Genomic DNA, 23,829 nt, shown 5'->3' with positions numbered 1-23,829 from the left:
ACACAGCTCCGCACAAGAACAAGAGCGGAAGTGAGAGATCATGAGAAACATCGACGTAAACGACGTTATTGATAACGCCACCTTCAACAAGTTTCACTGGAAAGTACTCTTCTGGTGCACCCTGATTATTATCTTCGACGGCTATGATCTGGTGATCTACGGCGTGGTGCTTCCGATCCTGATGGATCAGTGGAACCTGAATCCCTATGTAGCCGGTCTGCTCGGCAGCAGTGCACTGTTTGGCATGATGTTCGGGGCCATGGGGTTCGGCATGTTGTCGGACCGGCTCGGGCGCAAGAAAGTCATCATCACCTGTGTGGTGTTGTTCAGCGTGACCACGGTTATTAACGGTTTTGCCACCACGCCCTGGCAGTTCGGCATCCTGCGCTTTATTGCCGGCCTCGGTATTGGGGGGGTTATGCCGAATGTGGTGTCCCTGATGAGTGAATACTCACCTGCCAGAAGGCGCAGTACCCTGGTGGCGCTGATGTTCAGTGGCTACGCGGTAGGTGGCATGATGTCTGCCGGCCTGGGGATCTGGATCGTGCCCAACTACGGGTGGGAGATCATGTTCTATCTGGCGGCGGTGCCGATGCTGATGCTGCCGTTTATGCTGAAATTCCTGCCGGAATCGGTGGCGTTCCTGATGGCACAAAAACGCGAGGGTGAAGCCCGCGATATCCTGACCCAGGTAGCTCCGCTCAAACACATCAACGAACAGGACGTGTTGAGGGTGCCGCCAACCACCGACAGCAAAGCCCCGGTGCTCGAGCTGTTTCGCGATGGACGGGCGATGAGCACGCTGATGTTCTGGGTGGCGTTCTTCTGCTGTCTGCTGATGGTGTACGCGCTGGGTTCCTGGTTGCCGAAGCTGATGTCCAATGCCGGTTATGCTCTGAGCTCCAGCCTGATGTTCCTGATGGTATTGAACGTCGGGGCGATCATTGGTGCCGTCGGCGGTGGCTGGTTGGCCGACCGACTGTCGCTGCGCTCCGTGCTGGTGTCTTTCTTTATTCTGGGCTCCGGGTCACTGGTGCTGTTGGGGTACGAAAGCCCGATGTGGTTCCTGTATACCCTGGTAGGCATTGCCGGTGCGACAACCATTGGCTCCCAGATCCTGCTTTACGCCTATGTTGCCCAGTACTACCCGACCAGTATCCGTTCCACCGGGCTGGGCTGGGCATCCGGAATTGGCCGTAATGGTGCTATTGTCGGGCCACTGTTAGGTGGCGCACTGCTGGCCATGGCGCTGCCGCACCAGATGAACTTCCTCGCATTGGCGGTGCCGGGTGCCATTGCCACGGTGGCCATTGCTCTGGTCGGTCGGCGTGGATTCGGCTTCCGGCGCGAGCCGGTGGTTTCGAGCGACGGTATGGCCGTTAGTGGTAGCTAAAGCGTTGGAGTGTTGATGCGACCCCAGGGTAGACAGTCAGTCTGACCCTCCTTGGCCCCGGTGTGTAAGCGCCAGGGGCCCTTTTTCGTTAAGCAGAATCATAAAACCAACAACGGATTGCGCTTATGTCGAGATTTCTGAAAGACCTTTCGCTGCCGGCCATTGTGGCCGGGTTCCTGGCCGTTCTGGTGTCCTACTCCGGGCCGCTGGCCATCCTCTTCCAGGCCGGAGCAAGTGCTGGCATTTCCGACGAGATGATGACGTCCTGGGTCTGGGCAATCTCCATGGGTGCGGCGGTCTCCGGTATTATTCTGTCGATCTGGCTCAAGGCACCGGTCGTCACCGCCTGGTCGGCGCCCGGTACCGCGTTGTTGGTGGCGCTGTTTCCGGAACTGTCGCTGAATGAGGCCGTAGGCGCCTATATCACGGCGGCGGTCATCATTTTTATCATTGGTGTTTCAGGCACTTTTGATACGTTCGTTCGTGCCATTCCCAAGGGCATTGCCGCGGGAATGATGGCGGGCATCCTGTTCCAGTTCGGCGTGGGGGCGTTTACCGCGATTGAAACAACCCCGGCACTGGCCATTGGCATGCTGCTTTCCTACGTGGTGTTCCGGCGTCTATTTCCCAAATACACCCTGGTTTTGCTGTTGATTGCCGGTGTGATTCTGGCGGTGGTATTGGAAGGGGCATCACTGTCTGGCGTGCGCTGGAGTATTGCAGTCCCGCAGTTCATTGCGCCGGAGTGGAACCTGGGATCAACGTTGAGCCTGGCGATTCCCCTGGTACTGGTGAGCCTGACCGGGCAGTTCCTCCCAGGCATGGCCATCCTGCAAGGGGCAGGGTACCCGGTCAGGGCCAAGCCGATCATCGGGGTGACCAGCCTGGTATCGCTGCCGATGGCGTTCTTCGGCGGTATCACCACGGTAGTGGCGGCAATCACCGCCGCCATCTGCACGGGTAAGGATGCTCACGAAGATCCCTCCCGTCGATACGTTGCCGGTGTGTTTAACGGCGTGTTTTATCTGGTGGGTGGCCTGTTTGCCGGTACCATCGTCAGCCTGTTTACCTCATTGCCTGCGGCCTTTGTTGCAGTACTTGCGGGGCTGGCGTTGTTGGGGGCGATTGCGGGGAATCTGTTTGCCGCGCTGGAAGATGTCAGCCATCGTGAAGCGTCATTGATCACCTTTATTGTCACGGCCTCTGGTATGTCACTGTTCGGGCTGTCGTCTGCGTTCTGGGGGGTTGTGATCGGCTATGGTTGCTACCTGGTGCTTAATGGCAGCGCCGGCAGAAAATGATTCCTGGATGGGGTAGGCTGGGGGTTTCTCGGGTTTTGGGGCTGACTGACCATGACTGAATCGACCAACCTGCCATTCCGGTTTCGTTTTCGCGTCCGCTACGGTGAATGCGATGCCCAGAGTGTGGTGTTCAACGCACGCTACGCGGATTACGTGGACATTTCCGTGAATGAGTATATCCGCGTTCTGTTTGGGGACTACCAGAATCTGCTGAATCAGGATCTGGACATTCAGGTAGTAAGCCTCACCGTGAACTATCGGGCACCGGCGCGATTTGATGATGTGCTGGAAGCCAGGATACGAGCAGGCCGTATCGGTAACACTTCATTCACGGTGCACCTTGAATTCTATCGGTACGGGGATGGTTTGCTGGTGGCGGGGGCTGATATCACTTACGTGTTGATCCAGCCGTCTACAATGACGAAGACGCCAGTGCCGGATGCAATCCGGAAAACGCTGGAGGAAGGCGCTCCCGGCGTGTTGCTCAGTCACGCCGGGGAGCAGGTTCAGGATCGCTGATCAGCCTTGCTGCAAGGCCTGCATCACCGCCTTGGCGGTGCCTTCCGAGGAGGGCGGGTTCTGCCCGGTAATCAGCTTGCCGTCCACCACGATGTGCGGTGTGAAGTCGTCCCCGCAAGTGTAGGTGGCGGTTTTCTCCTTCAGCATGTCCTCCAGCAGGAACGGCACGACGTTGGTCAGGCCAACGGTGTCTTCCTCGCTGTTGCTGAAACCGGTCACGTTGCGACCACCGACGAGGTTCTGGCCAGGCTTGATCTCCACGTCTCTGAAGACCGCCGGGGCATGGCAAACGGCGCCAATGACCTTATCCTGTTCGTAGGCTGCCTTGATCAGGGCGACGGACTTGTCATCGTTTACCAGATCCCACAATGGGCCATGGCCTCCAGGGTAAAACAAGGCGTCGTAGTCGTTCATATCCACATCCGCCAGTTTCTTTGTGCTGGCGAGTGCTTCCTTGGCATGGGCGTCCTGCTTGAAACGATGGGTGGTTTCCGTCAGTGCATCCTCAGTTTCACTGTTGGGGTCGACGGGTGGCTGCCCGCCCTTGGGAGAGGCAATGGTGATGTCTGCGCCGGCATCCTTGAAAACGTAATAGGGGGCGGTGAACTCTTCCAGCCAAAAACCGGTCTTGTGCCCGGTATCTCCCATTTGATCATGCGAGGTGAGAACCATCAGTACTTTCATGTAACCTGTCCTTCTTGATCGAGGGATGTATTCTAACAATTGCCTTATAACACTCTTTGTTGCGGTGATCCGTCTGGAATTCAACCGTATGGACGGGCGACCGAACCAGCGCGCTCATGGCGAGGTAACGTTGAAGAACCTGTTTGAACGAACGTTAAGACTGTTCTGTACGCTTGGTGTCTGGACCTCAGTGCTGGCCATACCGGTTGCAACCCAGGCGGCTGCGGACACTTATTGCGAGACGCTCACGGTGAGCGGTAACCCCGAATACCCTCCCCTACTGTGGAGAAGTGCTGAGAAGGAGGGCGTTCTGGTTGGTGCCGTACCGGCGCTGTTGCGGGAAATCGTCGAGCCCATGGGGCTGGAGGTTGTCGTCAGGGATCTGGGCTCCTGGGCCCGGGTTCAGCATGTGGCGCGCAAGGGAGACATCGATATGGTCGCGGGCGCGTTCATCACCTCAGAGCGTATCGGATATATGGATTACCTGCTTCCCCCGATCGCGCATCTCCCTACGGCTGTCTGGGTTCCCAAGGGAGGTGAGTTCATCTACCGCCACTGGCCGGACTTGCTGGGGAAGCGCGGCAGTACGCTGATCAACAACAGCTTTGGGCAGAATTTTGATCGTTACGCAGATAACAACCTTCAAATCGAAGGGGTGAGAAGCATCGAGCAGTCTTTCAAGATGGCACTTGCCGGCAGAGTGGATTACGTTCTCTATGAAGTGCTGCAGGGGCAGGTGAAGCTGGACAATCTGGGCGTAGCGGATGGGTTTGAGGCGCTGGAGCCTCCTGTCAGCAGGGAGGGGCTTTTCTTCACGTTTTCAAAGGCATCACCGTGCAACACGTTTGAGCTACGGGAAGCCATAGCGGACCGCTTGTACAAGCTGGTGAGTGCCGGCCGGGCCAGTCAGTTGATTCATGAGTACACCCGACTATACACCGGCCAGGAGTGAGCCGGGCTTGTATTGGTGCCACTGTGCCTGGTAATGGTTGTTGCCAAAGCGTCAACGACCGTTGCCGGCTTGGGATTTACCAAATGTTTTCCTGGTGGTCCCAGGCATTGTCTGCTCGCGATTGGCATGGAATTGTGTGTTGTGATCGGCCTGCCGTTTCAGATCCAGCCATGCCTGAAAGATGCTGCTGGCGTTGCCGGCCAATTGAGTTGCTGTTCGGCTCATAACACCTTCTCCTGTTTGCCTCGACTCACTGAAAGACTAGCAGCAATAATCTCTAATGCAAACGATTATCAATAACAGTTTAGGGTGTGGTTGATCTTGCTTGGTGGAGCGCCTTGAGAGTAATACCGACCCTATGGTCGTTCGCTACCTATCTGTATACACTAAAGAGCTTTGGAGTATCCCAGCGTACAGGACCCACAACACTAGGAGGTAGCAGTCGATGGCAATCTGGACCCGCAGTATCCCCACCCTCGAACAAATGGCCGAAGCCAGTAAAAACACCGCTGTCGAGACCATGGGTATTGAATACGTGGAGATTGGTGATGACTACGTGATTGGCCGTATCCCTGTCGATGAACGCACGGTGCAGCCGTTTGGCATTCTTCATGGTGGATCGTCAGTGGTGTTGGCGGAGACGCTTGGCAGCATGGCGGCCAATTATTGCTTGCGCAAGGAGAGTCAGATTGCGGTAGGGCTGGACATCAACGCCAACCACATCCGCTCCGTTACCAAGGGCTGGGTGTATGGAACCGCGCGCCCGGCTCACATCGGCGGTACAACGCAGGTCTGGGAAATAAAGCTGGAAAACGAGGAAGGCAAGCTGACCTGTATCTCAAGACTCACCATGGCCGTCATCGACCGAAGCTGATACCTCCGGGGCTTTACGGTTGAGAATACCCTGTTCAATGAAGTCCTTCATGACGATGCCGTAGCTCTCGTCCGGCACCTCCCGGGCAATCTTATAGGGTTGTCCGGCGCTGTCCTGCGTTTCTTTTAACAGGTTTGCTTCGCGGAAGGTGTTCAGCGGCTGCTTATTCGCGTCCCGCACAAGCAACACCCGTGGTTTGAGTTTACTGGTGGGATGGGTGGCCACCACGATGCCTACCTCACCGTTGGTCATTTCCACGATGGAACCGGGCGGGTACACGCCAACCATGCGGATAAACTCCACCGCCAGCTCGGCATCGAACTGGGCGCCCTTGTTGCGGTGGATAATCTGCAAGGCTTCCATGGACGCACGCCCCTTGTCATAAACCCGGGAGCTGGTGATCGCGTCGTAGGTATCGACCAGCCCGACGACCTTTGCAAACAGTGGGATCTGGTACCCGGCGAGGCCGCGGGGGTAGCCCTTACCATCCATTCGTTCATGATGGGAATAGGCCACGTCGACGGCTGAGTGGGCGAGCCGGGGCAGCGCAGCCAGAATATCCCGGCCGAACGTTGTGTGATTCTTCATCACCGCGAATTCTTCGGGCGTGAGGGCCCCGGGCTTGTTCAGAATCTCGTCGTCAATGCGCATCTTGCCGACATCATGCAGCAGGCCACACAGTGCCACAGTGCGGATCTCACCTTCCAGAAGCCCCAGGTGCTTGGCAAATGCCGCTGACAGGATCGACACGTTGATGCAGTGCTCGGCTGTGTATTCGTCCTTGTTTTTGATTTTGGTGAGGAGCAACAGGGCATTGTCGTTGCGCAGTACGCTGTCGACACAATCATCCACCACCTGATGGATTTTGTTCATTTCCAGGGTGCGCCCGAGCCGCAGGCTGGACATGATGTTTTTAGCTGTCGCTTTGGCATCGGCATAATTCATCCGTGCCGTTGCCATTTCCCGGCTGGCGTCCACTTTGTTGACGTAAGTGACTTTTCGTTTGGGGATAGCCGAAGGCTCTTGAGAGGCATCGAACTTGCCGGTTTTAACCGAGGTTTTCCGCCGGCTTACTGGCGACTGCCTCTCGGCAGTTGGAGCGATTTGTACACGTCCTTCCACGATGACTGTGTCGCACTGCTGCTGTACGGCGAGCACATCTTCCTCGGTTTGAAGAATGAAGCCCTGCAGCAGGAAATCGGTGTCTTCCCACGGCCGATCCAGACGAATCACGTGCATCCCTATTGCCAGTTGGGATACAGGGATTTCAGTCTCGATGATGTCTTCGCGGCCCATTGGCATAGCAGGTTTCTCGAAGCCAGGATTGGCGCGGTCACCAGATTAAACCCTGATCCGTCATGGCGCGCCCGGATTCAAAGTATGAGTGAACGCTACGCTCGTGTATCGCTTGAATCCTAAAATAGTGTCAAATGCTGTAACCAAAAGAAAACGTGCCAGTTATTTCAGCCTAGCATGTGCTACCGCCCCTGCAACATGAAGGTTTCGTACTCCAGCTTGTCGAACTTGCGCGACAGCAGCCACAGGCCGGTCAGCGCTGCGAGCAGGGCGGCAGCTGCGAAGCCGTAGCCGTAGAAAGACGCCCCCAGTTCGATGGTGATAAACGTAAACGCGATATTGCCGAAGAAGAACAGCGCACAGAGGGTGACATTGATGCCCCGCGCGTCGAGGTAGAAGAGTACGTTCTGGATCGCCAGCAACAGCAGCTGGATACCAACGGCGACCAGGTCAATGTGGAACAGCGGCAGGTACAGGGGGGATATTCCGATAGCTGCCAGGATCTCCTCGCTCCAGAGGAAAATCACGATGACGGTCAGCCCCTGCACCTTGAAGATTTCGTAGATGCCGTTGCGGGCCACAATGACCATCTGGTCCCGGAAGCGATTGATCCGTTCCAGGGTGTCCCCCTCCCGTACCGCGTTGTAGAAACGCTCGTAAGCTTCTGCAAAGTCAGTTTCCATTCGGACCAGAAAAACCGCCATGCCGGGGATGATCGAGAGGTAAGCCAGGAAGATGGGTAAGTCGTAAATCACCGAGGCGCGCAGGCTGGCAATAATGGGCTGGGAGGTGTCCGGGTGAAACCAGAAGATGAATTTGTCAGCCCACACCGCCGCGTTGAACAGCAGGCCGGTGAGGATCAGTGCCGGAAAGATTTGCCGCCGCCGGGTAAAATCAAAGCGGATGAAGTGGTCACCGGGATATTGCCGGATAATGGTGTAGAAGAAGCTGAAGAACAACAGACTGTGGCCCAGAAGAAGGCCGGCCAGCAACCCCTCAAGACCAAACTGGGACAACACCATGGAGCTGACCACAGCGGTGGCGTAACCCAGCGCGAACACCACCACAATGCGACGGTAGGACTTCATGCTGGACAGGAAGATCGTTACCGGCCACAGGTTACACAGCACGACGAAATTGGCCAGCATCAGCAGACGGTACAGCACGGAAGTGTCGCTGAAGAACAGCACCATGGCCATCAACCCGAGCCCGAGGGACAGCAACGTGGTAACCCAGATCAGCCCCATCAGGTTGGGCAGGATCAGATCATTGCGCTTGGCGTAGAGCCGGTCTGCCACCCAGCGAGTGAACACGTGCTGGAACAGGCCCGATAGGGTCAGCGAGACGGCCATCAGGTAGGTCACCGACACCAGAAACTGAACCACTTCGGTATCCGATACCGCCAATGTGAAACTGATCACCCCGATCAGCATGACACCGAGCACGGACAGTACCCACGGGCCGGAACTGATGATGCCGGCCAGACCGTAGGCCTCGAACAGGTTCAGGAAGCTGTCGCGCTTGAGGATGCGGCGTATCTCGAAACCGATGCCTGCCATTAGCCGTTCAGCCCCCTGTCGTAAATGGAGCGGTAGGCCCCGAACATGCTTTCCAGGGTATAGAATTTCTGTACCCGCTCCAGTCCCGCTTTTTGCGCCTGTTGCCATTGTTCGGGGTTTGACAGCAGCCGCACTGCTTCCCGCGCGGTCGCTTCCGGGTCTGCGATGGGCACCACGGCACCGCTGGCGCCCAGTGCCCGGTCTTCGTCGCTGGCGCCTTCCAGTAATTCGCGGCAAGCGCCCACATCGGTGGCCAGGCAGGGCAAGCCCGCGGCGTGGGCCTCAAGGATCACCAGCGGCAATGCCTCGGAAATGGACGTCAGTACCATCAATCCAAGCTGAGGAAGAATGTCGTTAACGTTCTGGAACCCCAGGAATTTCACGCGCTGGTTGAGGCCCAGGCTATCCACCAGTTCCTTGCACTCGCGTACGTAGGTTTCGTCCTCGTCTTCCGGGCCGACGATCCAGCCCTCCACGTCGGGAATGCTGTCGCTGACCGAGCGCATGGCACGGATGAAGGTTTTTATATCCTTGATGGGAACGACCCTTCCGACCAGCCCCAGGACTTTCGGAATGCCTTCAGGGCGAGCCTTCCTGGCGGCGTCGAAGCGGGTGGGCTCAATGCCATTGGGAATGATGCAGGTACGGTCGGGCGGTGCACCGTCCTGAAACTGCCGCTGCTGGTTACCCAGGTACAGCGACACGATTGGGTCTGCCTGTTGATAGGCCAGGCGTCCCAGGGCCTCAAAAAAGCGGATCCAGAGTCTGCGAATGTAACCCAACTGTTCGTTCAGCGTACCGCTGACCTGGTCCGTGGGGTCGTGAATCCACTGGGCTTGGGACAGGTCAATCTTTCGCTCCTTGGTGTAGATGCCATGTTCACTGAGCGCAAAGGGAATGCCCCGCTGCTCGCTGGCGATGGCGCCGAGCAAGCCCGCGTAACCGGTGGAAATCGAATGCAGCATGCGTACGGCCGGCATCTTCCGCGCCACTTCTGCGAGCTGGAATAACGGCGCGTGCATGATTCGGACGGACCAGAAATAGTCGACGAACGACGGTTCCGTGCAATATTTACGGTAGTTCTCGTCAATCATCTCCCAGCTTTCTTCGCTGTAGAGGAAGTCGTCACGGCTGATGCCCCGCTTCTGGCCCAGGTCGGCAAACACCTTGTGGAGGATGTCTGGCGGTACTGACTCTTCGGACTTGAACTGCTCGTGCAGGCACTTCTGGGCTTCGAAGGCGGCCTTGTTACCCCGCCGTGGCCGGGGTTTGCCAGCGGCTTCGGTGTCCATCAGGTAGTGGCATTCCAGATGAGTGACATTATCTGGCAGGACATACTGTTGCTTGCCGTAATGTGCGCGGTCGCCGCCGAGAAAGATCAGGGCGAAGGTGTATTCCGGCAGGCCGGTGATGATCTGGTGCACCCACGAGGATACCCCGCCCCGGATGAACGGATAGGTGCCTTCCAGCAACAGGGCGATGTCAGCTTTGGGCGTTACGCTGGTTTTGGGTGATGTCATAGCCATGACTCGATAACCGGTCGGTTGGCGGGGTGGAAACGTTCAAGAGGACAGGCCGAAAGATGTTGGCGTACCTGATCAAAGTCCCGGCGCAGGTACGCGACTTCTCCCAGGTAGGGCATGATCAATTCCGGTGACGATCCGCCGGCAAGGGCCGAACGGAAGGCCTCTTCGGCGTTGTCGATGTTGCCCAGTGCCAGCTCCACCCGGCCGAGCAGGCGCCAGTCGTTGTGTTGGGAGCGGCGGGCCACCAGTCGCCGTAGCAGTTTCCCGGCGCTGTCCAGGTAATACTGTCGCAGGCCACCTTGGGCCAGGCCCAGGTAGGCCATCTCCCACCAAACCTGTGCCAGCCTGCGCTGAAGGGAAACACTGTTCAGGTCGTCGGCGCTCTGTAGGGATTGCTGGAGAGCGCCGGCCCGCTGGGCCAGGGTTTTTTCCTTTTGCTCAAGCATGGAATAGGCCAGCAAACGTACATCGTCAGACGGGTCTTTCAGGGCTTCACGCAGGATTTCAATGGCTTCCCGATCGTTCATCTGGCGAGTGGCCATCAAGGCTTTCAGGCGTTTGTCGATGCTACTGGCCTCGCGCAGAACCTGGCGGAGGCCGCCCTGGCTGTAAACCACCTGTAAATCCATGTCGATCGGCTGGAACGGCAGTTCGGGGATGTCCACTTCCTGCCAGGGTATGTCGCGACTTGATCGTGGCAGATACAGTGCCAGCAACATGCCCAGCACCAGGCCCACGCTGCCGATGAAGGGAATGGCAAACTGAAGGGTGAACAGGAAGACACCTGTGGTAATGGGCTGCCCGCGATAGCGTGACGGCATCAGCGGCAGCAGGATCAGGGTGAGCAACGCACAGGCCATGGCATGGGCGATCAGGTAAGCGGCCAGTTCAAGGTTGCCGGCAGCGGGTGATAGCAGCCCGGTGACGCCGCCAGTTTCCAGCGCCAGGGCGAGCAGTGCAAACCAGCTATTGGCCATGGCTGGTGTCCCCCTTATTGTCAAACAGGAAGGCCTGCACCCACTCATCGGCCTGGGCCCGGTTACGGACTTGCAGGGTTTTCGGTGTCACCAGATCACTGGCATTCAATCCCAACTGTTCCCGCAGCCCGTCGTCCAGGCGTTGCAGGTAGCCGGCCAGGCCCAGTTCATCGGTGAGCGGCATCAAAACAACGATGTAGCGCTGATTGCCAGCCCGATGTTCGGCAATGACATCGAGGCCCCGGCGGACTTTTTGAATGTGGTCGGCAATCAACTGGCCATTGCGGCTGTCGGCGAGTGGCAAGCCCACCATCGCTGCGGGTAGATTGAAAAATTCCGCGTCGCGGCCAGCACGGGCCAGATGGCGCCGGAAGTAACGCCACTCCGGTGAGCCACCGGCCTTTACTTCCGTTTGTTCGTGGGCGATGTCTGCCATGTGCCCGGCCAGGATAGCCAGCAGTCGCAACGAGCGAGCCTCGAAGCTGAAAAAGGGCATGGCCTCGATAACGCATACGCCAATAAAGCGATCCTCGGAATCGATCAGGGGGATGGCTGCCAGCAGGTCGGTGTCGAGGTCGCCCATACGCTGGCGGAACTCGGTCTGCACGGACACCAGTTTCCGTTCCGCCAGTGCGTGCAGCAGGAGTGGATCTTTCAGGTCCATCTTGCGGAAGCGACCGACCGTTGCCAGCGGTTCCGGCTCGAGTACGCCGTTATTGATGGCATAGATGCCGGCAATCTGAAGTTGTCCGTAACGCCCCAGTAGCTGAAGCATCAATGAGGCCGTCTCCTGATTCAGGCCGGTCTGGCCGGCATCACCAACTTGTGCGTACAGGCGTCGAAGTGCCTCTCTCAGGCTACTGGAACTGCCGGCCAGTTGTTGCTCCAGTCGGTCATGAGAGACTTTGAGCAGATAATAGTTGCGGGTGAACTCTTCCAGACGGGAGCCGCGATAATCATTGCTAGCTTCCAGCTTCTGCTGCTGGCGGCCCCAGTAGTCCCGAAACTCGCCCGCCAACAGGCTGATGCCGAGCACCCCAATGGTCCACACGTAAGGAAAGTCACGGGCGCCGCCGGTGATCTCGAACCGCAGGTGAAAACCCAGGGCAGCGATGATGATCAGGGCTGAAATCAGCGCCATGAAAAAGCCATACCTCAAGCCTACCAGCAGCGGTGCCAGTACTGGCCAGGGAAAGTTGCCCGTCAGATAGAACGGATCATCCGGCCGGTGCCAAACGCTGAAAGCCAGGAAAAACGCGGTAATCAACAGGGTTTCCAGCCACTTCAGTGCGATGGGCACTCGTACCTTCTCGCCCGTTATCTGCTCTGCTTCGTCCATAGTGAACCTTGTTGCTCAGACGGCGTTATTGGCTTTCGGTGATTGGCATGGCGTTAACCAGTTCGTCCAGAACCTTGTGGGCCGCCACGCTCAGGCTTTCGCGACCCCATCCCGTGCGGGCGGAGGTGCCGGACCACACCACGCGATTGTCATCTGCGCTGCGTATTTCCAGGGTGACACCTACGGCGGGCTCGCCATCCAGCCCACTTTTGTAGCGCCACTCCTCCACGGTGCCCGTAAACAGGTAATCAGCGCCGTCGTTGCGGGCCGTGGCGAGGGCTGTTTGCTGTCGTTCACTGCTTTCGTACAGCAGGGGGTTGCGGTCGTCCGGCAGGTAAAGCGTCACGTTTTCGCTGCCCTTGGCTCTCAGGATCGCGGATAGCACACTGGCGGCCTGGTCTCCGGCCTGGGGCGTCTGTGACAGGTTAATCAGCGGCAGCACCGCAAACTGTCCGTCCTCTGGAATTGGCGAGCCCTCCTGGCTCTGGATAACCGAACAGCCAGCCAGAAGTAACAGGGTGAGCCAGAGGCTATGGCGTAGTGTTTTCATAACGGTCTCCTTCAGCGACCAGGGTAAATCGTGTATGTAAGATTGAATTCGGTTCGGCCGTTCCCGTCCAGCCCTTCCGACGACCAGCGTCCGGACAGAGCCAGTTCATCATCCCCCAGCACCCGCCAACCCAGGCCCACTTCCACACCGATTTCCGCTGTTGAAGTGGATAATACATAACCGGCGTCCAAACCGAGAAATGCGCGGGGTGAGGGTGTTGATCGATACAGTGCGTGGGGCGAGCCATGGAACCAGCGTGTGCCGACACCGATGCGCTCGTACTCCTCGGTTAGCAGGCTGGCGGTTTCCAGTGGCTGATCCAGTGCCGCAAGGGTGGATGTGGGTAGGGTTTCGGCCAGTGATAGCTGCTGGTTGCGATAGCCCGCGCTGATAATCCAGGCCGGGTCATTGCGGAAAATGGTGTAAGTGGCATTCAGGTCCAGCCCGTAGCCGTCCGCCAGTTGATCGTTCTCCAGGCTGTTGACCGTCAATTGTTCAATCTGGGCATTCAGGTTAAGCCGGGAGAAAGGGGTGTAGCTGGCGCTGGCGTAGGCGCGGTCGCGGCGGGTCAGCCACCAGGCTTCGGCGCTGTCCGGTGTGCGCTCCTGAAAATGGTAGCCGGTACCGAGGGCGATGCGGTCAGACCATTGCTGGTCGAAGGCGGCGCTGACGGCCAGGTCATCCTGCTGATAGCGCGGCAACTGGCTGACCGATACCGACCAAGCGCCATTGCCTGAGCGCCTGTCCACCTCGAAAGACGTTTCGCTGCTGCGCCCGGGGGTGCTTATCAGACGCCCGGAACCGCTCGCTTTTAGGGTGTTGGCAGACAGTTGCCAACGAAACTCGTCTTCGCTGAACTGGCCGGTTATCCCGCTGCGCTGAACGGTAAAGTTACCCAGGTTTTGCCAGTGGCTGCCCACTTGGATGGCACGGTTCAAAGTCTGGTGTAAATTCACCGTGTCCTGCACCGTCACTCTCTGCTGTTCCGGCGTCCTTGGGCTGTTGAGGCGGTCAAGCTGTCGGACATAGCGGCCGGTCTGTTGTTCGCGGTTTTCCGGCGTGGTCCGGAGCGTCTGCTCGATGCGTTGACGCACCGCTTCGTTTCGACCGTCCAGTGCCGGCAACAGGGCCTCTGCTACCAGCGTGTCACCCTGGTTGGATGCGAAGTACGCCAGGGTTTCGCGCAAACCAGCCTGGTCAGATTCGTCGCCTTCGCCGTTGCGGGGAAAGGTCGCCAACGTCTTCCAGGCCAGCTTGAGCAACCCTTCCTCACTGTACACAGCAAAGCGGCTGGCCCGGGTGGACGGATCTTCTCGTAATTTTGCCGCGGCCTTTTGGCGCAGATCGGTTGCGGTGCCGGGTGCGCCTGTCTGTTCCAGCAGCCTTGCCGTGGCCAATAGCCACTCAATGTCATCACTGCGGGTTTTCATGCCCTGACGAAACCAGTCCAGGGCCTTTCTCGGCTGGCCGAGGGCACTGTAACCATAGGCCAGGACCGGGTAGGCGGCGGGAGAAGGTGCATCACCGATTCGGGCCAGCAGGGCCTGAAGGGTGTCGGCAAACTGTTCCGCATTGGCAAGTTGCAGCCAGGCCCAACTGATCATCAGGTTCTCGTCGTCGGGTGCCAGTTCCCATGCGGCGCGGTAGGCATCGTTTGCTGCCAGGACCTCGTCGTTGCGTTGATGAATCAGAGCCCGAAGTGACCAGTAGCGCGGGTTGTTGCGGGCAGTGGGTACGTCCGTTTGCCAGCGTTCGAGGGTTTGCTCCAGTTCCTGCCATTGCCCGAGGGCCAACTGGTATTCAGCGATAGCGGCCAGGAACCTGGGTTGCCCTGTTTCGAGGAACAGATGCTCACTCAATGACAGAGCCCTCGGGTAGTCCTCGAAAAGGGCGGCAAGGTTGAGCAGGCGCTCCTCCAGATTCGGCGTAAGCTCGCTGTCGCTTCTGGTCAGGAGACTTTCATATTCCCGCTTAAGGATATCGGTCCTACCCAGGCTGTTCGCCAGGTCCATTCGCATGATTTGAACCGTCTCGGCCAGTTGCCGGTCTTGCGGCTCGAAATCCAACAGTGCCAGGGCGCGTTCAGGTTGCCGCGTGCGCCAGTAAAGAGAGGCCAGTTGTATGCGGTCGGCGTCGGATAACCGTGGCTCGTTTTCCAGCAGTTCAATGGCGGCGGGGAAATCACGCAGGTTAACGAGCAGCGTCAGCAGTCGTTCCCTGAGCGTGTCGGACCGGGGAAATCGTGATCGGCCTTCCGTTAACCACTCCCTTGCATCATCGAAGCGTCCGGCACCCACCAATGCCTCGGCCAGGGTGATGTAGCCGTCCGGTTGTAAACGCTCCTGCCTGGCCCCCTCGGTTAACAGCATTCGCAGTGTGCCCCACTGGAAAAGCCCGCGCGCCAGGTCTACCGATCGTTGGAAGGCCTGGGAAGAACCGGTTTGCTGATAGAGAGACACCCAGACAGGCAGCGCTTCCTGAGGCAGGTCGTTCCATTCCAGCACTTGAGCCATCGTTTGCCGGTCTTCGTGAGTGAGCCCGTTCGGTGTTTTCTGCAGCCTCCGGATGGTATTGAGCGCTGCTTTCAGATTCCCGGCGGCGAGTTGGAAGGCCAGCAATTCTCGCTGGTACTCTGTGTTGTCGGGATGCCGGCTCGCCCGTTGCCGAATCCAGGTGGCTTCATCCGAAGCCGAACCAGCCAGTCTTGCCAGCCGGATACCTTCGGTCAGTGCTGGTTCCGACATCCTGGTGTCGGGGAGTTTTTGCTTGAAGAGCGCCAGCGCCGCTTTCGGATTGCCGCCGGCAAGCTCCAGGCGAATGATGTTGTCGATGAACTCATCGCGGGCCTCGGGGCGGACCGTATCAATATAGGGGCGCAAAGTGGCTGCAGCCATGCCGGGCCGGGACTGTGCTTCCTCCAGCCGAGCGATTTCAAGGGCCAGTTGAAGCCGCTGGCCGGGACTGGTCATTCGGTCCTCGACGCCTTGCAGTAATGTCAGGTAACGGGGCTGGCTCAGCCAACTGGAGGCGGGCCTCAAGAGCTCCAGAATGCGCTCCGGTTCGTAGGGTTGGCGGACCAGCGCCTGGGCGTCGGCAAAGAGCTGGTCTTTCCGGGCCTCCCTCCTGGGGCCTTCCGGGATGGCAAACAGTCGTTGTGTCTGCAGTTCCAGGTAATACGCAAAGGCCTCTTCCGGCACGGTCTGTTGCGCCATCAAGGGAGCCATTACCTGGTCTGCGCGTTCCAGTTGGCCGGTTGTGCCAAGGGCCCGGGCCAGGCTGAGTCGCAAGGGAGTGTTGTCTGAATCGGAACGCAGCAACACTTCCAGATAGGCGATGGAAAGGGCGTCTGGCGTTTCAAGGTAGTCCGGGTTCTCGAACACTGCTTGCCTGGGAAACAGCAGATACAGCGCCAGCGCGATAAGTGCCCCCATAAGGACCAGCGCGGGCAGGCTGAAGAAGGACTCCCTGTTCCGACGCATAACGCTATTGGCACTCCAGCGTCAGGGAATCCGTTTGCCGGCCGCTGAGGGCAACCTGCACCTGTTCACCTGCCCGTGAAATCCGTGCCGAACTGTCGCTGGTTGTGCATCGCCGGGTTCCGGCAAGGGTGAATTCCACGTTTTGATGGCTCTGCAAACCCAGGGTTATCCGCCATTTACCGGCTACCTGCTGGCGCTGCCATTGGGTAAGCACGCCATTGGCATGGGCCAGCCTGGGGCCTTCCGGGGCGGTATCGGTCAGGAACAGTTGGGGTGAGTGACCGGTCAGATGCACGTAGCGGTGGCCGGCAACATCGTGGAAACCGGCGACGCCAGTGCTTCTCTCCAGGTCGGGAAACTGGTCCTGCTCAATGATGACGGTATGGGGTTGGCCAATACCACGCCAACGCCAGCCACCGTCGTCGTCTCTGAGCAACGCCGAGTAATAGAGAGTTTGCACACGCTTGGCGTAGTCGCTGAGATAGAGCGGCGTGACGGGTTGAGCAAGGGCGTATTGGTAGATCTCGTGCAAGGCTCCCAGGGCCTCGGGTTTGGTGCCCGAATAGAAGTGGTAGTAGATGCCCATGGGCTTTAGCCGGCCTTTGTCTTCGAGAATGCGGAAAGTGTCCGTTACGTTGCGGAACCCATAGTAAGGGCCCGTCCAGTCGTTGGTGTAGACGTTTTCGTTCATCACCGGTGCGTAGACCTGCAGTTCATCGCCCACGGGGCGGGCGTCAGGCCAGGTTTCCGCTAACTCCGAAGCATAGGGCAGTGGTTTTGTGTTGCCGCCATTGACGTTGACCAGACCGGCTTCCCGAACCCGTTTCAGGGCATTGGCGCCGGGCCGGGCGTCGCCTGTCCATAGGAACACCGATACGGGCTTGTCAGCCGGGGCCAGGCGTTGATTAATGTATTGCACCGAGCCTTGGATTTCGCGTTCAAGCGACGCCTGATAATCCGGGATGTTCATGAAATAGCCATACAGTGTGTTTTCAAGCCTCGGGGCGGGGCCACCTTCTATCGATTGCCAGAAGAACGGATGACTGTAGGTATGAGATGCAACTTCCACCGAATTTATTCTGAACAGGGCCCGAGCAATGCGTTCAGCTTCCGCACTGACGCCCGGGTAAAGGCCATTGGGTGAAACTTCCGCTTCGATGACCGAAACAGTGTGGGGCACCTTATACCGCGACAGAATCTCATCCTGGATGACCTGGGCGCTCAGCGGGCTACCGGGAAACTCCCCTCGCGAGACGAAACCATCACCGTCAATGTGGGCCGTGAGGATGCGGCGGCCATTCTCAGTGGTGGTATCAATCACCGGCATGGCGGGTGCACCAAAGGCTTGCTGGATAAACTCGAAGGGGTTAAAGAGCCAGTAGGCTTCGTCGTCGGGCCCGGTTTCGAAGAGGAAGGGCGCTGATGCCACGCCACCCCCGCCATGGGTGTAGATGGCCGAAAACCGCTGGCCCTGCGTGTCGTTGATTGTCAGCCAGGGCGTGTGCCCTTCTACTTGCGGCATGGCTTGCGTGGTCAGGGAGGGCAGCCGCCGACCTTCGTATTGGGTCACCGACGGATGTACGCGCTCATGGCTCAGAGGCGCAGCGGGCACAGCGGTACGGTTGGCTGCCATCACACCGCTGCACGCCGGGTTGCCAGGGATCAGCCCCATCAGCACCACGGGTACACCCTTGTCCTGCTGACGGGCAAGCCATGAACAAAGGCCGCTGTGGCGATCCCCGGTTTCCCACCAGACCAGGATGCCCGCGTACCGGTCTTCGGTAGGCTCCGTTGGCAGGGGTTCCAGCGCGGAATGATACTGTGGAATGAATCCGGAACGCTCCAGCACAATGCCACCAAAACGATGGGCGGCGCTTCGGTCCATGTTGAATTCCGGCAAGTCATGAATCACCAGGACGTGGCGTTTCACCTGAGCGGGTTGGGACGGGCTGAGGCGATCCAGGGCCGGATTGGCCACCCAGGGCACAAAACCGTCGCGACGTAGCTGGTCTGCAAGCTCCCCGGCCCGGGAGGCGTCCGCGACGTAATCGATGGCAATCATGGGCATGTCCGGCCGCGCCTCACGCCAGCGCTGTAGCTGTTGGTCCAGCCACTGCCGGTCTGGTTCAGAAACTCTGTAGTAACGTTTATCCTTGGCGTTGTAGCCATTGCGCCAGGATTCCAGGGCGAGTCCGTTGACCTGACCGATAACGCTGTCTGGCAGATGGAAGCCGCGGTTGAGGATAATTTTGCCGTTCGGGTGCCGGGCGCGGATGTCCGAAATCAGTTGTGTCTGAGCTTCTGCGAAGGCTTGCGTCTGCGCTTCGCCACTGGCGGCAAGCGTGAAGCTGTCCAGAGTATCGAGAAACACCCCCTGAAAGCCGCGCTTGAAGGCCGGGTCAATGAGGTTGTCCAGCAAAAAGGCGCGGACGTCGGGGTTGCGCAGGTCCAGCACCGCGCTTGACCAGGCCGGGTTCTTGCCGACCAGCCAGCTTTTCTGCAGATTTCCGAACAGTCGATGGCTGCGGGCCATCTCTCCGACACTGACGTAGGCAATGGGAGCGGTGCCGGCCTCGGCCAGCAGGTCGACCCGTGCGTCGCTGGTTTGGTCCTGTTGCAGCACCACCCAGTCGTAAGCCATCAAACTGCCTATCGGAGCTTCGTTGCCATAATAGAACGCGATGTTAGGCGGTTGGCCCACGGCATTGGCAAAACCGAAGGGCAACAGTAGGGCTACTGCAAGAAGCTTAAGCAGAGGGCGTTGTCTTGTCATGCGGGACCAGAATCAGGTAAAGCAGCGACTGAATGATGCGCACAATGTCATCGCGAATGAGTAATACGTTGCTAATCTAGTATAGATGACAATGCGCAAGCACTCGATTTTACGAACATTTTGTAATGAGGGAATAGCGTTATGACCTCGGTGAAGAACGGCATCCCCCTGTGGTGGCTGGCCATAGCCGCCACGTTGACGCCGCTGATCACCATTCACGCGACTTTCGCGGTGTCGGTACTGGAGGGGCACATTTCCTGGTGCATTCCGTACTGGGATAGCTGCACGAGCATCAGCCGCACTGGCCGATACGGTACCAGCTATTTCATTTTCAAGGGCACCATGTTGCCGGCGGCGATACTCGGCGTTTTGTTCTGGACTCTCAACGGTCGTTGGCTACAGCAACTGGGTGCCACCAGCCGCGGTCGGCTCTGGATCCCCTGGCTGGGCTTTGTCGCGTGTACGTCGCTGGCCTTCTACACACTGGCTCTGGGTCACGAAGGGGATGGTTTCAATCTGACTCGCCGGATTGGCGTCGTGCTGTATTTTTCGCTGACGTTCATCGCACAGTTGCTGATCAGCTCGGCACTGAAGGGGCATCCGCGATGGCGATCCAATGGCAGGCGACTGTTGTGGTTATGCGAGTTGATACTGGCGGTGGGTATTCTGTCGGTTATCCTCACAGCCGTTGTGCCGGAGGTGTACAGTCAGATAGACGACGCCTTCGAATGGGTTTTGGCGTTTCTGATTAATCTTCATGCGATATGGGTCGCGGTACTGTGGAAACAGAGCCATTTCCGGGCGAGACTGTGGGCTGAGTAGTTCAGGCGTCAGAGCGACATCAGCCCACGAACCAGTGCCGCCACACCAGCAATGGCGGCGATGCCGAGGATGACCGGTCGCAGCCCGTCAAAAGGCATGCGATTGACCAGCTTGCCGGAAAGCCAGAAGCCGATGAGAACCCCCGGAAAGGTGACCGCAAACAACTGTAGTTCCCGCTGCCCCAGGTAGCCTGAGACCAACAGGGCGGCAATACTGAAAAAGCTCGCCACCAGGAAGAAGGCCGACATATTGGCCCGCACCAGCGGCCCCTTCTCATTTTGGTAGATCAGCGCGATCGGTGGGCCGCCAACGGCGGTAATGGTTCCCATGTAGGTAGAGGCAGCACCGGCCAGGATACTGTTGCGAGCGTTCAGGGCGGGTCGCAAGCCGCCCGCGCTCAGCAATACGCCAATCAGGATCAGAATGCCGAACGCCAGCTCGAATCCTGTGGGTGAAATCAGCATCAGCGTAATTCCGGCCAGGATCATGCCACCAACGCCACCGCCAATGGCAAAACGCACCTCGCGGACCTGTAAGGCGCCCCGGTTCCGCAGTAGCATAAGAATGGTCAGCACCACAGCGTTCAGAACCAGCGGTGCCGGTATTAGCATGGGGCTGATCAGGAACAGCAATGGTGCCGCCAGGGTCCCGATGCCGTAACCTGCCACGCCCTGCAAACAGGCGCCGGCCAACAGGGCCAGGTTGGCAAGGAGTATCTGCAGCAGGGAGAGGTCAGTCACAATCGGGCTACTCGATCAGGTCAGTTGATGATTGTTGATAGCACAGCCGCAGGGCAACTAAAACTGTTAAAATGAACCATTTACGTGCCCTGGGCCTGCCGGGTCCGTGAACAGCACTAACCGGCGATAAGGACGACCCGATGGCGCCAGAGATTACCCCGGACGACTGCCCCTGTGGCAGCCGCCAACCGTACAGTACTTGTTGCGAGCCCTGCCATCAGGGCAAACCGGCATCCTCACCGGAAGCCCTTATGCGATCTCGCTACAGCGCGTTTGTACTGAATCTGACGGACTATCTGAAAGCCACATGGCACACCAGCACCCGGCCCCAGGATCTTGATCTGACCGAGGCGCCGAAGTGGGTGTCGCTGCAGGTACTGTCGTCAGATGAAGGTGTACACGAAGGCAGAGTGCACTTCCGCGCCCTTTACCGGGCAGGCGGCTGGGGGTATCTGGAAGAGAACTCCCGCTTCGTCCGCGACGATGAGCGCTGGTACTACGTGTCCGGCGATACCCGCGAAGGGACCCTCAAGCCTGGCCGGAACGAATCCTGCCCCTGCGGAAGTGGCAGAAAATACAAGGCCTGTTGCCTGTGAAACACGCTACGCCTGAAGCGGCAAAAGGCGTGGGTTTCGGCCTGTCCGCCTATACATTGTGGGGCTGTTTCCCCATTTATTTCGCCCTTTTCGAGGGTGTGCCATCCTACGAAGTGCTGGTTCACCGGATCGTCTGGTCCTGTGTTTTTCTCGCCATTGTGGTGAGCTTCCTGGGGCGCTGGAAACCCGTCACTGCTGCGTTGGCTCGCCCCAAGAAGCTTGGCTTCGTATTCGGGTGTGCGGTGTTCATTGCACTGAACTGGGGGGTCTATATCTATGCCGTGGAAACCCGTCATGTACTCCAGGCGAGCCTGGGGTATTTCCTCACGCCCCTGGTGAATGTCGGGCTGGGCATGCTGGTGTTGCGGGAAAGCATTTCCCGACTACAAATTGTGGCGGTTGCATTGGCGACCATCGCCATCCTTTATCAGCTTTTTCTGTTGGGCGTGGTGCCCTGGATCACCCTGGTGCTTGCGTTCAGTTTCGGTACCTATGGCCTGCTTCGAAAGCAGGTGGAACTGGATGGCCTTTCGGGCCTGTTTGTTGAGACGTTGCTTCTGTTACCCGTCGGCCTGCTGACTCTCGGGTTTCTGAGTTCTGTAGGAGAATCCCACTTCAACGACGACATCACCATCGCGTTGCTTCTGATGTCCAGCGGGATCGTTACGGCCATCCCCCTGTTGTTCTTCGCCGGTGCTGCCCGCCGGCTACGCCTGGCAACCGTGGGCTTTCTGATGTACATCAACCCCACGTTGCAGTTCTTCATCGCGCTGTTTGTGTTTGATGAACCCATGAGCGGCGAGAAGCTGGCGAGCTTCGTGATGATCTGGGTGGCGCTGGGGCTTTATTCCTGGTCGGCCTGGATCGGGCGTGGGGTGAATCCCACCCCCAAATAGTGGGTTGCCTAGTGGGCTATCAGGCAATACCGCCGAGGGTCAGTATGTCAGCCCGTACGCGATGTTTCTCCACGGCAAGGTCTGAAATCAACGTGTTCAGGCCCGCCACGGGCGCCAGCATGTCCGGCTCCGTGGCAATGCTGTTGCGAAAGGCCAGCAGCATGTCAATTTGCACGTGCAGGTCCTGAAAGTCACCGAACCGTTGTTGTCGATGTTTTAATGGCCTGAGCTCGTCGCGAAATGCAGGTTTGTCCAGTTCTGCAAGGTAGCGTATGCGTTTCAGCCGCTTGCGCAGATCGTGAAAGTGATTGTCCGGGGACTGTTCGTTCAGGTTTCGCGCCACAGCATTGTGCTTGTGTATGTGTTTTTCCAGGGCTTTTCGGATGTCTCCGGTGGCCAGTTTTCGGGTTACCTTCTTCAAGTGACGGGAGGTGAGAAGCTGGTGCCACTCATCCATGTCTTTGCGGTACTGGCCGCTGTTCAGGCGTTTGGTCAGTTCCTGGTGTTCAATGTCTGCCAGGTTGGCAAAATGGCTGCGGGCGCCGGAGCTCACCAGGGCCAACCGGGTATCTTCCTCCAGTGGCCATTGCGCCAGGTCACCCAGTAATACGTGAAGGTCTCTGAGCCGGCTGGTGGCTTGGCCATGCCGCTTCAATACCTTGACGGCCTTGCGTAAATCGCTGTCACCACTGATGTCGACGACTGCTTCGGCGATGGCGCGGCTGCGGCGGATGGCAATGCGATACTGATGCAGAAACTCGTCGTCGTATCCCTGCAATACGCCGGGCTCCAGATCCCTGATGCGTTGATACTGGTGTATCAGCGATTCCGGGATGTGCCATGCCAGGGGAGAGTGCTCGCCGATACGGACTTTCGTCCGTTTGCGATGAAACTGCTCATAGCTGACGTCTTTGGGCGTCAGGAACCGTTCAAGCCGGCCCCTGTTCTTGCCGATCTCGCGCCAGTGCTCTATTGGCAGGGTTATGTGCATGTAGCTGCACGTGGGGAAGGTATGGGGTGCGTGCTTCAGCAGTAAGCCTGACAGATCCTCCAGCGCAGGGTTGTGGCCAATCAGGGTAATGCTGTCTTCGTCCCGGTCGCGCAACCAGTCGAGCACGACCTCATGGTTAAACGTGTATAGAACAGGCGCCAGTTTGACGGCGTGTTGATGGTTGCTCGGGAGCAGGCCTTCCAGGGTTTGTTGTGCGCGGGTGGCATTGCTGCAGTAGACCGTTCCATCGAACGCCCCATCCGCAAAGATTGCCCTGCCCATGGGAGCCAGCTGTTTCAGACCCCGGTTGTTGAGGGGGCGCTGGTGATCAAGAAGGCCACCATCGGCCCAGCTGGATTTGGCGTGACGAATCAGATAGAGGTGTTTCATCCGTGCCCCTGAAACTGGTTTTTTTTTGGGTCAGGTTTGATGAATCGGACGTTTGGGGCTAGACCTTTAGTCTAACGCTGGTTCAAGTCCATCAGCTACCGGCCGTTAAGACGTTTAACAATAAAAGCAAATGCATGAATGAGTTGTGGCAGTGTCGCAGCTTTACACCCCG

At 58.3% G+C, this 23,829-nt stretch carries 20 protein-coding genes; 8 read left to right on the top strand and 12 right to left on the bottom strand.

Annotated features, from left to right (window positions below):
• Positions 1–40 precede the first annotated feature (40 nt).
• The 3 genes from MDG893_RS05935 to MDG893_RS05925 all read left to right on the top strand — a co-directional run bounded on the left by MDG893_RS05935 (position 41) and on the right by MDG893_RS05925 (position 3,213).
• Positions 41–1,393, top strand: a complete 1,353-nt coding sequence (locus MDG893_RS05935; protein ID WP_007152831.1) for an MFS transporter — start codon at positions 41–43, stop codon at positions 1,391–1,393.
• A gap of 125 nt (positions 1,394–1,518) precedes the next feature.
• Positions 1,519–2,694, top strand: a complete 1,176-nt coding sequence (locus MDG893_RS05930; RefSeq protein WP_007152830.1) for a benzoate/H(+) symporter BenE family transporter — start codon at positions 1,519–1,521, stop codon at positions 2,692–2,694.
• Positions 2,695–2,745: 51 nt separating this feature from the next.
• Positions 2,746–3,213 carry an acyl-CoA thioesterase gene (locus MDG893_RS05925; protein ID WP_007152829.1) on the top strand — a complete coding sequence of 156 codons (468 nt, stop codon included), beginning with the start codon at positions 2,746–2,748 and terminating at the stop codon, positions 3,211–3,213.
• Here MDG893_RS05925 and MDG893_RS05920 read toward each other — a convergent pair whose 3' ends face one another.
• Positions 3,214–3,897 (bottom strand): type 1 glutamine amidotransferase domain-containing protein, encoded by a 684-nt coding sequence (locus tag MDG893_RS05920; protein ID WP_007152828.1) that lies wholly within the window; start codon positions 3,895–3,897, stop codon positions 3,214–3,216.
• An 88-nt stretch (positions 3,898–3,985) separates the two neighbouring features.
• Here MDG893_RS05920 and MDG893_RS05915 point away from each other — a divergent pair, with 88 nt between their 5' ends.
• Positions 3,986–4,849, top strand: coding sequence for a substrate-binding periplasmic protein (locus MDG893_RS05915; RefSeq protein WP_157132778.1), 864 nt, complete (start codon positions 3,986–3,988; stop codon positions 4,847–4,849).
• A gap of 51 nt (positions 4,850–4,900) precedes the next feature.
• On the opposite strand, the gene MDG893_RS20890 is transcribed toward MDG893_RS05915, so the two are convergent.
• On the bottom strand, positions 4,901–5,074 hold the full coding sequence (locus MDG893_RS20890) for a hypothetical protein (protein ID WP_007152826.1): 174 nt from the start codon (positions 5,072–5,074) through the stop codon (positions 4,901–4,903).
• A gap of 220 nt (positions 5,075–5,294) precedes the next feature.
• Here MDG893_RS20890 and MDG893_RS05910 point away from each other — a divergent pair, with 220 nt between their 5' ends.
• Positions 5,295–5,723: a hotdog fold thioesterase gene (locus MDG893_RS05910; RefSeq protein ID WP_007152825.1), complete on the top strand. Its 429-nt coding sequence runs from the start codon at positions 5,295–5,297 to the stop codon at positions 5,721–5,723.
• Here the strand turns inward: MDG893_RS05910 and MDG893_RS05905 are convergent.
• The 8 genes from MDG893_RS05905 to MDG893_RS05870 form a co-directional block, all read right to left on the bottom strand.
• Entirely contained in the window at positions 5,688–7,025 is a 1,338-nt protein-coding gene (locus tag MDG893_RS05905) for a cyclic di-GMP phosphodiesterase (RefSeq protein ID WP_007152824.1), read from the bottom strand. The genes MDG893_RS05910 and MDG893_RS05905 overlap by 36 nt on opposite strands.
• A 176-nt stretch (positions 7,026–7,201) precedes the next feature.
• A complete protein-coding gene (gene pelG, locus MDG893_RS05900; RefSeq protein WP_007152823.1) occupies positions 7,202–8,578 on the bottom strand; it encodes an exopolysaccharide Pel transporter PelG in 1,377 nt (458 codons plus the stop codon).
• Positions 8,578–10,098, bottom strand: a complete 1,521-nt coding sequence (pelF, locus tag MDG893_RS05895; RefSeq protein WP_007152822.1) for a GT4 family glycosyltransferase PelF — start codon at positions 10,096–10,098, stop codon at positions 8,578–8,580. Before pelF ends, pelG begins: the two co-directional genes overlap by 1 nt.
• Positions 10,095–11,081 carry a HEAT repeat domain-containing protein gene (locus MDG893_RS05890; protein ID WP_007152821.1) on the bottom strand — a complete coding sequence of 329 codons (987 nt, stop codon included), beginning with the start codon at positions 11,079–11,081 and terminating at the stop codon, positions 10,095–10,097. Before MDG893_RS05890 ends, pelF begins: the two co-directional genes overlap by 4 nt.
• On the bottom strand, positions 11,071–12,420 hold the full coding sequence (locus MDG893_RS05885) for a PelD GGDEF domain-containing protein (RefSeq protein ID WP_007152820.1): 1,350 nt from the start codon (positions 12,418–12,420) through the stop codon (positions 11,071–11,073). Before MDG893_RS05885 ends, MDG893_RS05890 begins: the two co-directional genes overlap by 11 nt.
• Positions 12,421–12,445: 25 nt before the next feature.
• Positions 12,446–12,970, bottom strand: coding sequence for a hypothetical protein (locus MDG893_RS05880; RefSeq protein WP_007152819.1), 525 nt, complete (start codon positions 12,968–12,970; stop codon positions 12,446–12,448).
• 11 nt (positions 12,971–12,981) lie between these two features.
• Positions 12,982–16,449, bottom strand: a complete 3,468-nt coding sequence (locus MDG893_RS05875) for a tetratricopeptide repeat protein (protein ID WP_007152818.1) — start codon at positions 16,447–16,449, stop codon at positions 12,982–12,984.
• Positions 16,450–16,453: 4 nt separating this feature from the next.
• Entirely contained in the window at positions 16,454–19,222 is a 2,769-nt protein-coding gene (locus MDG893_RS05870; RefSeq protein WP_050776471.1) for a bifunctional glycoside hydrolase/polysaccharide deacetylase family protein, read from the bottom strand.
• Positions 19,223–19,363: 141 nt separating this feature from the next.
• On the opposite strand from MDG893_RS05870, the gene MDG893_RS05865 reads away from it, so the two are divergent.
• Complete coding sequence (locus tag MDG893_RS05865; protein ID WP_007152816.1) at positions 19,364–20,044, top strand: Frag1/DRAM/Sfk1 family protein; 681 nt, start codon at positions 19,364–19,366, stop codon at positions 20,042–20,044.
• A gap of 8 nt (positions 20,045–20,052) precedes the next feature.
• On the opposite strand, the gene MDG893_RS05860 is transcribed toward MDG893_RS05865, so the two are convergent.
• Positions 20,053–20,784, bottom strand: coding sequence for a sulfite exporter TauE/SafE family protein (locus tag MDG893_RS05860; RefSeq protein WP_007152815.1), 732 nt, complete (start codon positions 20,782–20,784; stop codon positions 20,053–20,055).
• Between the two features lie 140 nt (positions 20,785–20,924).
• On the opposite strand from MDG893_RS05860, the gene MDG893_RS05855 reads away from it, so the two are divergent.
• Positions 20,925–21,380 (top strand): YchJ family protein, encoded by a 456-nt coding sequence (locus tag MDG893_RS05855; RefSeq protein ID WP_279625874.1) that lies wholly within the window; start codon positions 20,925–20,927, stop codon positions 21,378–21,380.
• Entirely contained in the window at positions 21,377–22,276 is a 900-nt protein-coding gene (gene rarD, locus MDG893_RS05850; protein ID WP_007152813.1) for an EamA family transporter RarD, read from the top strand. The genes MDG893_RS05855 and rarD overlap by 4 nt, the downstream gene beginning before the upstream one ends.
• A 19-nt stretch (positions 22,277–22,295) precedes the next feature.
• On the opposite strand, the gene MDG893_RS05845 is transcribed toward rarD, so the two are convergent.
• Positions 22,296–23,657: a CHAD domain-containing protein gene (locus tag MDG893_RS05845; RefSeq protein WP_007152812.1), complete on the bottom strand. Its 1,362-nt coding sequence runs from the start codon at positions 23,655–23,657 to the stop codon at positions 22,296–22,298.
• Between the last annotated feature and the right edge of the window lie 172 nt (positions 23,658–23,829).

Source organism: Marinobacter algicola DG893, from assembly GCF_000170835.1.
GTDB lineage: Bacteria > Pseudomonadota > Gammaproteobacteria > Pseudomonadales > Oleiphilaceae > Marinobacter > Marinobacter algicola.
The sequence above is the reverse complement of the archived record's forward strand: the minus strand, read 5'-3'. Positions and strand labels throughout refer to the sequence as shown.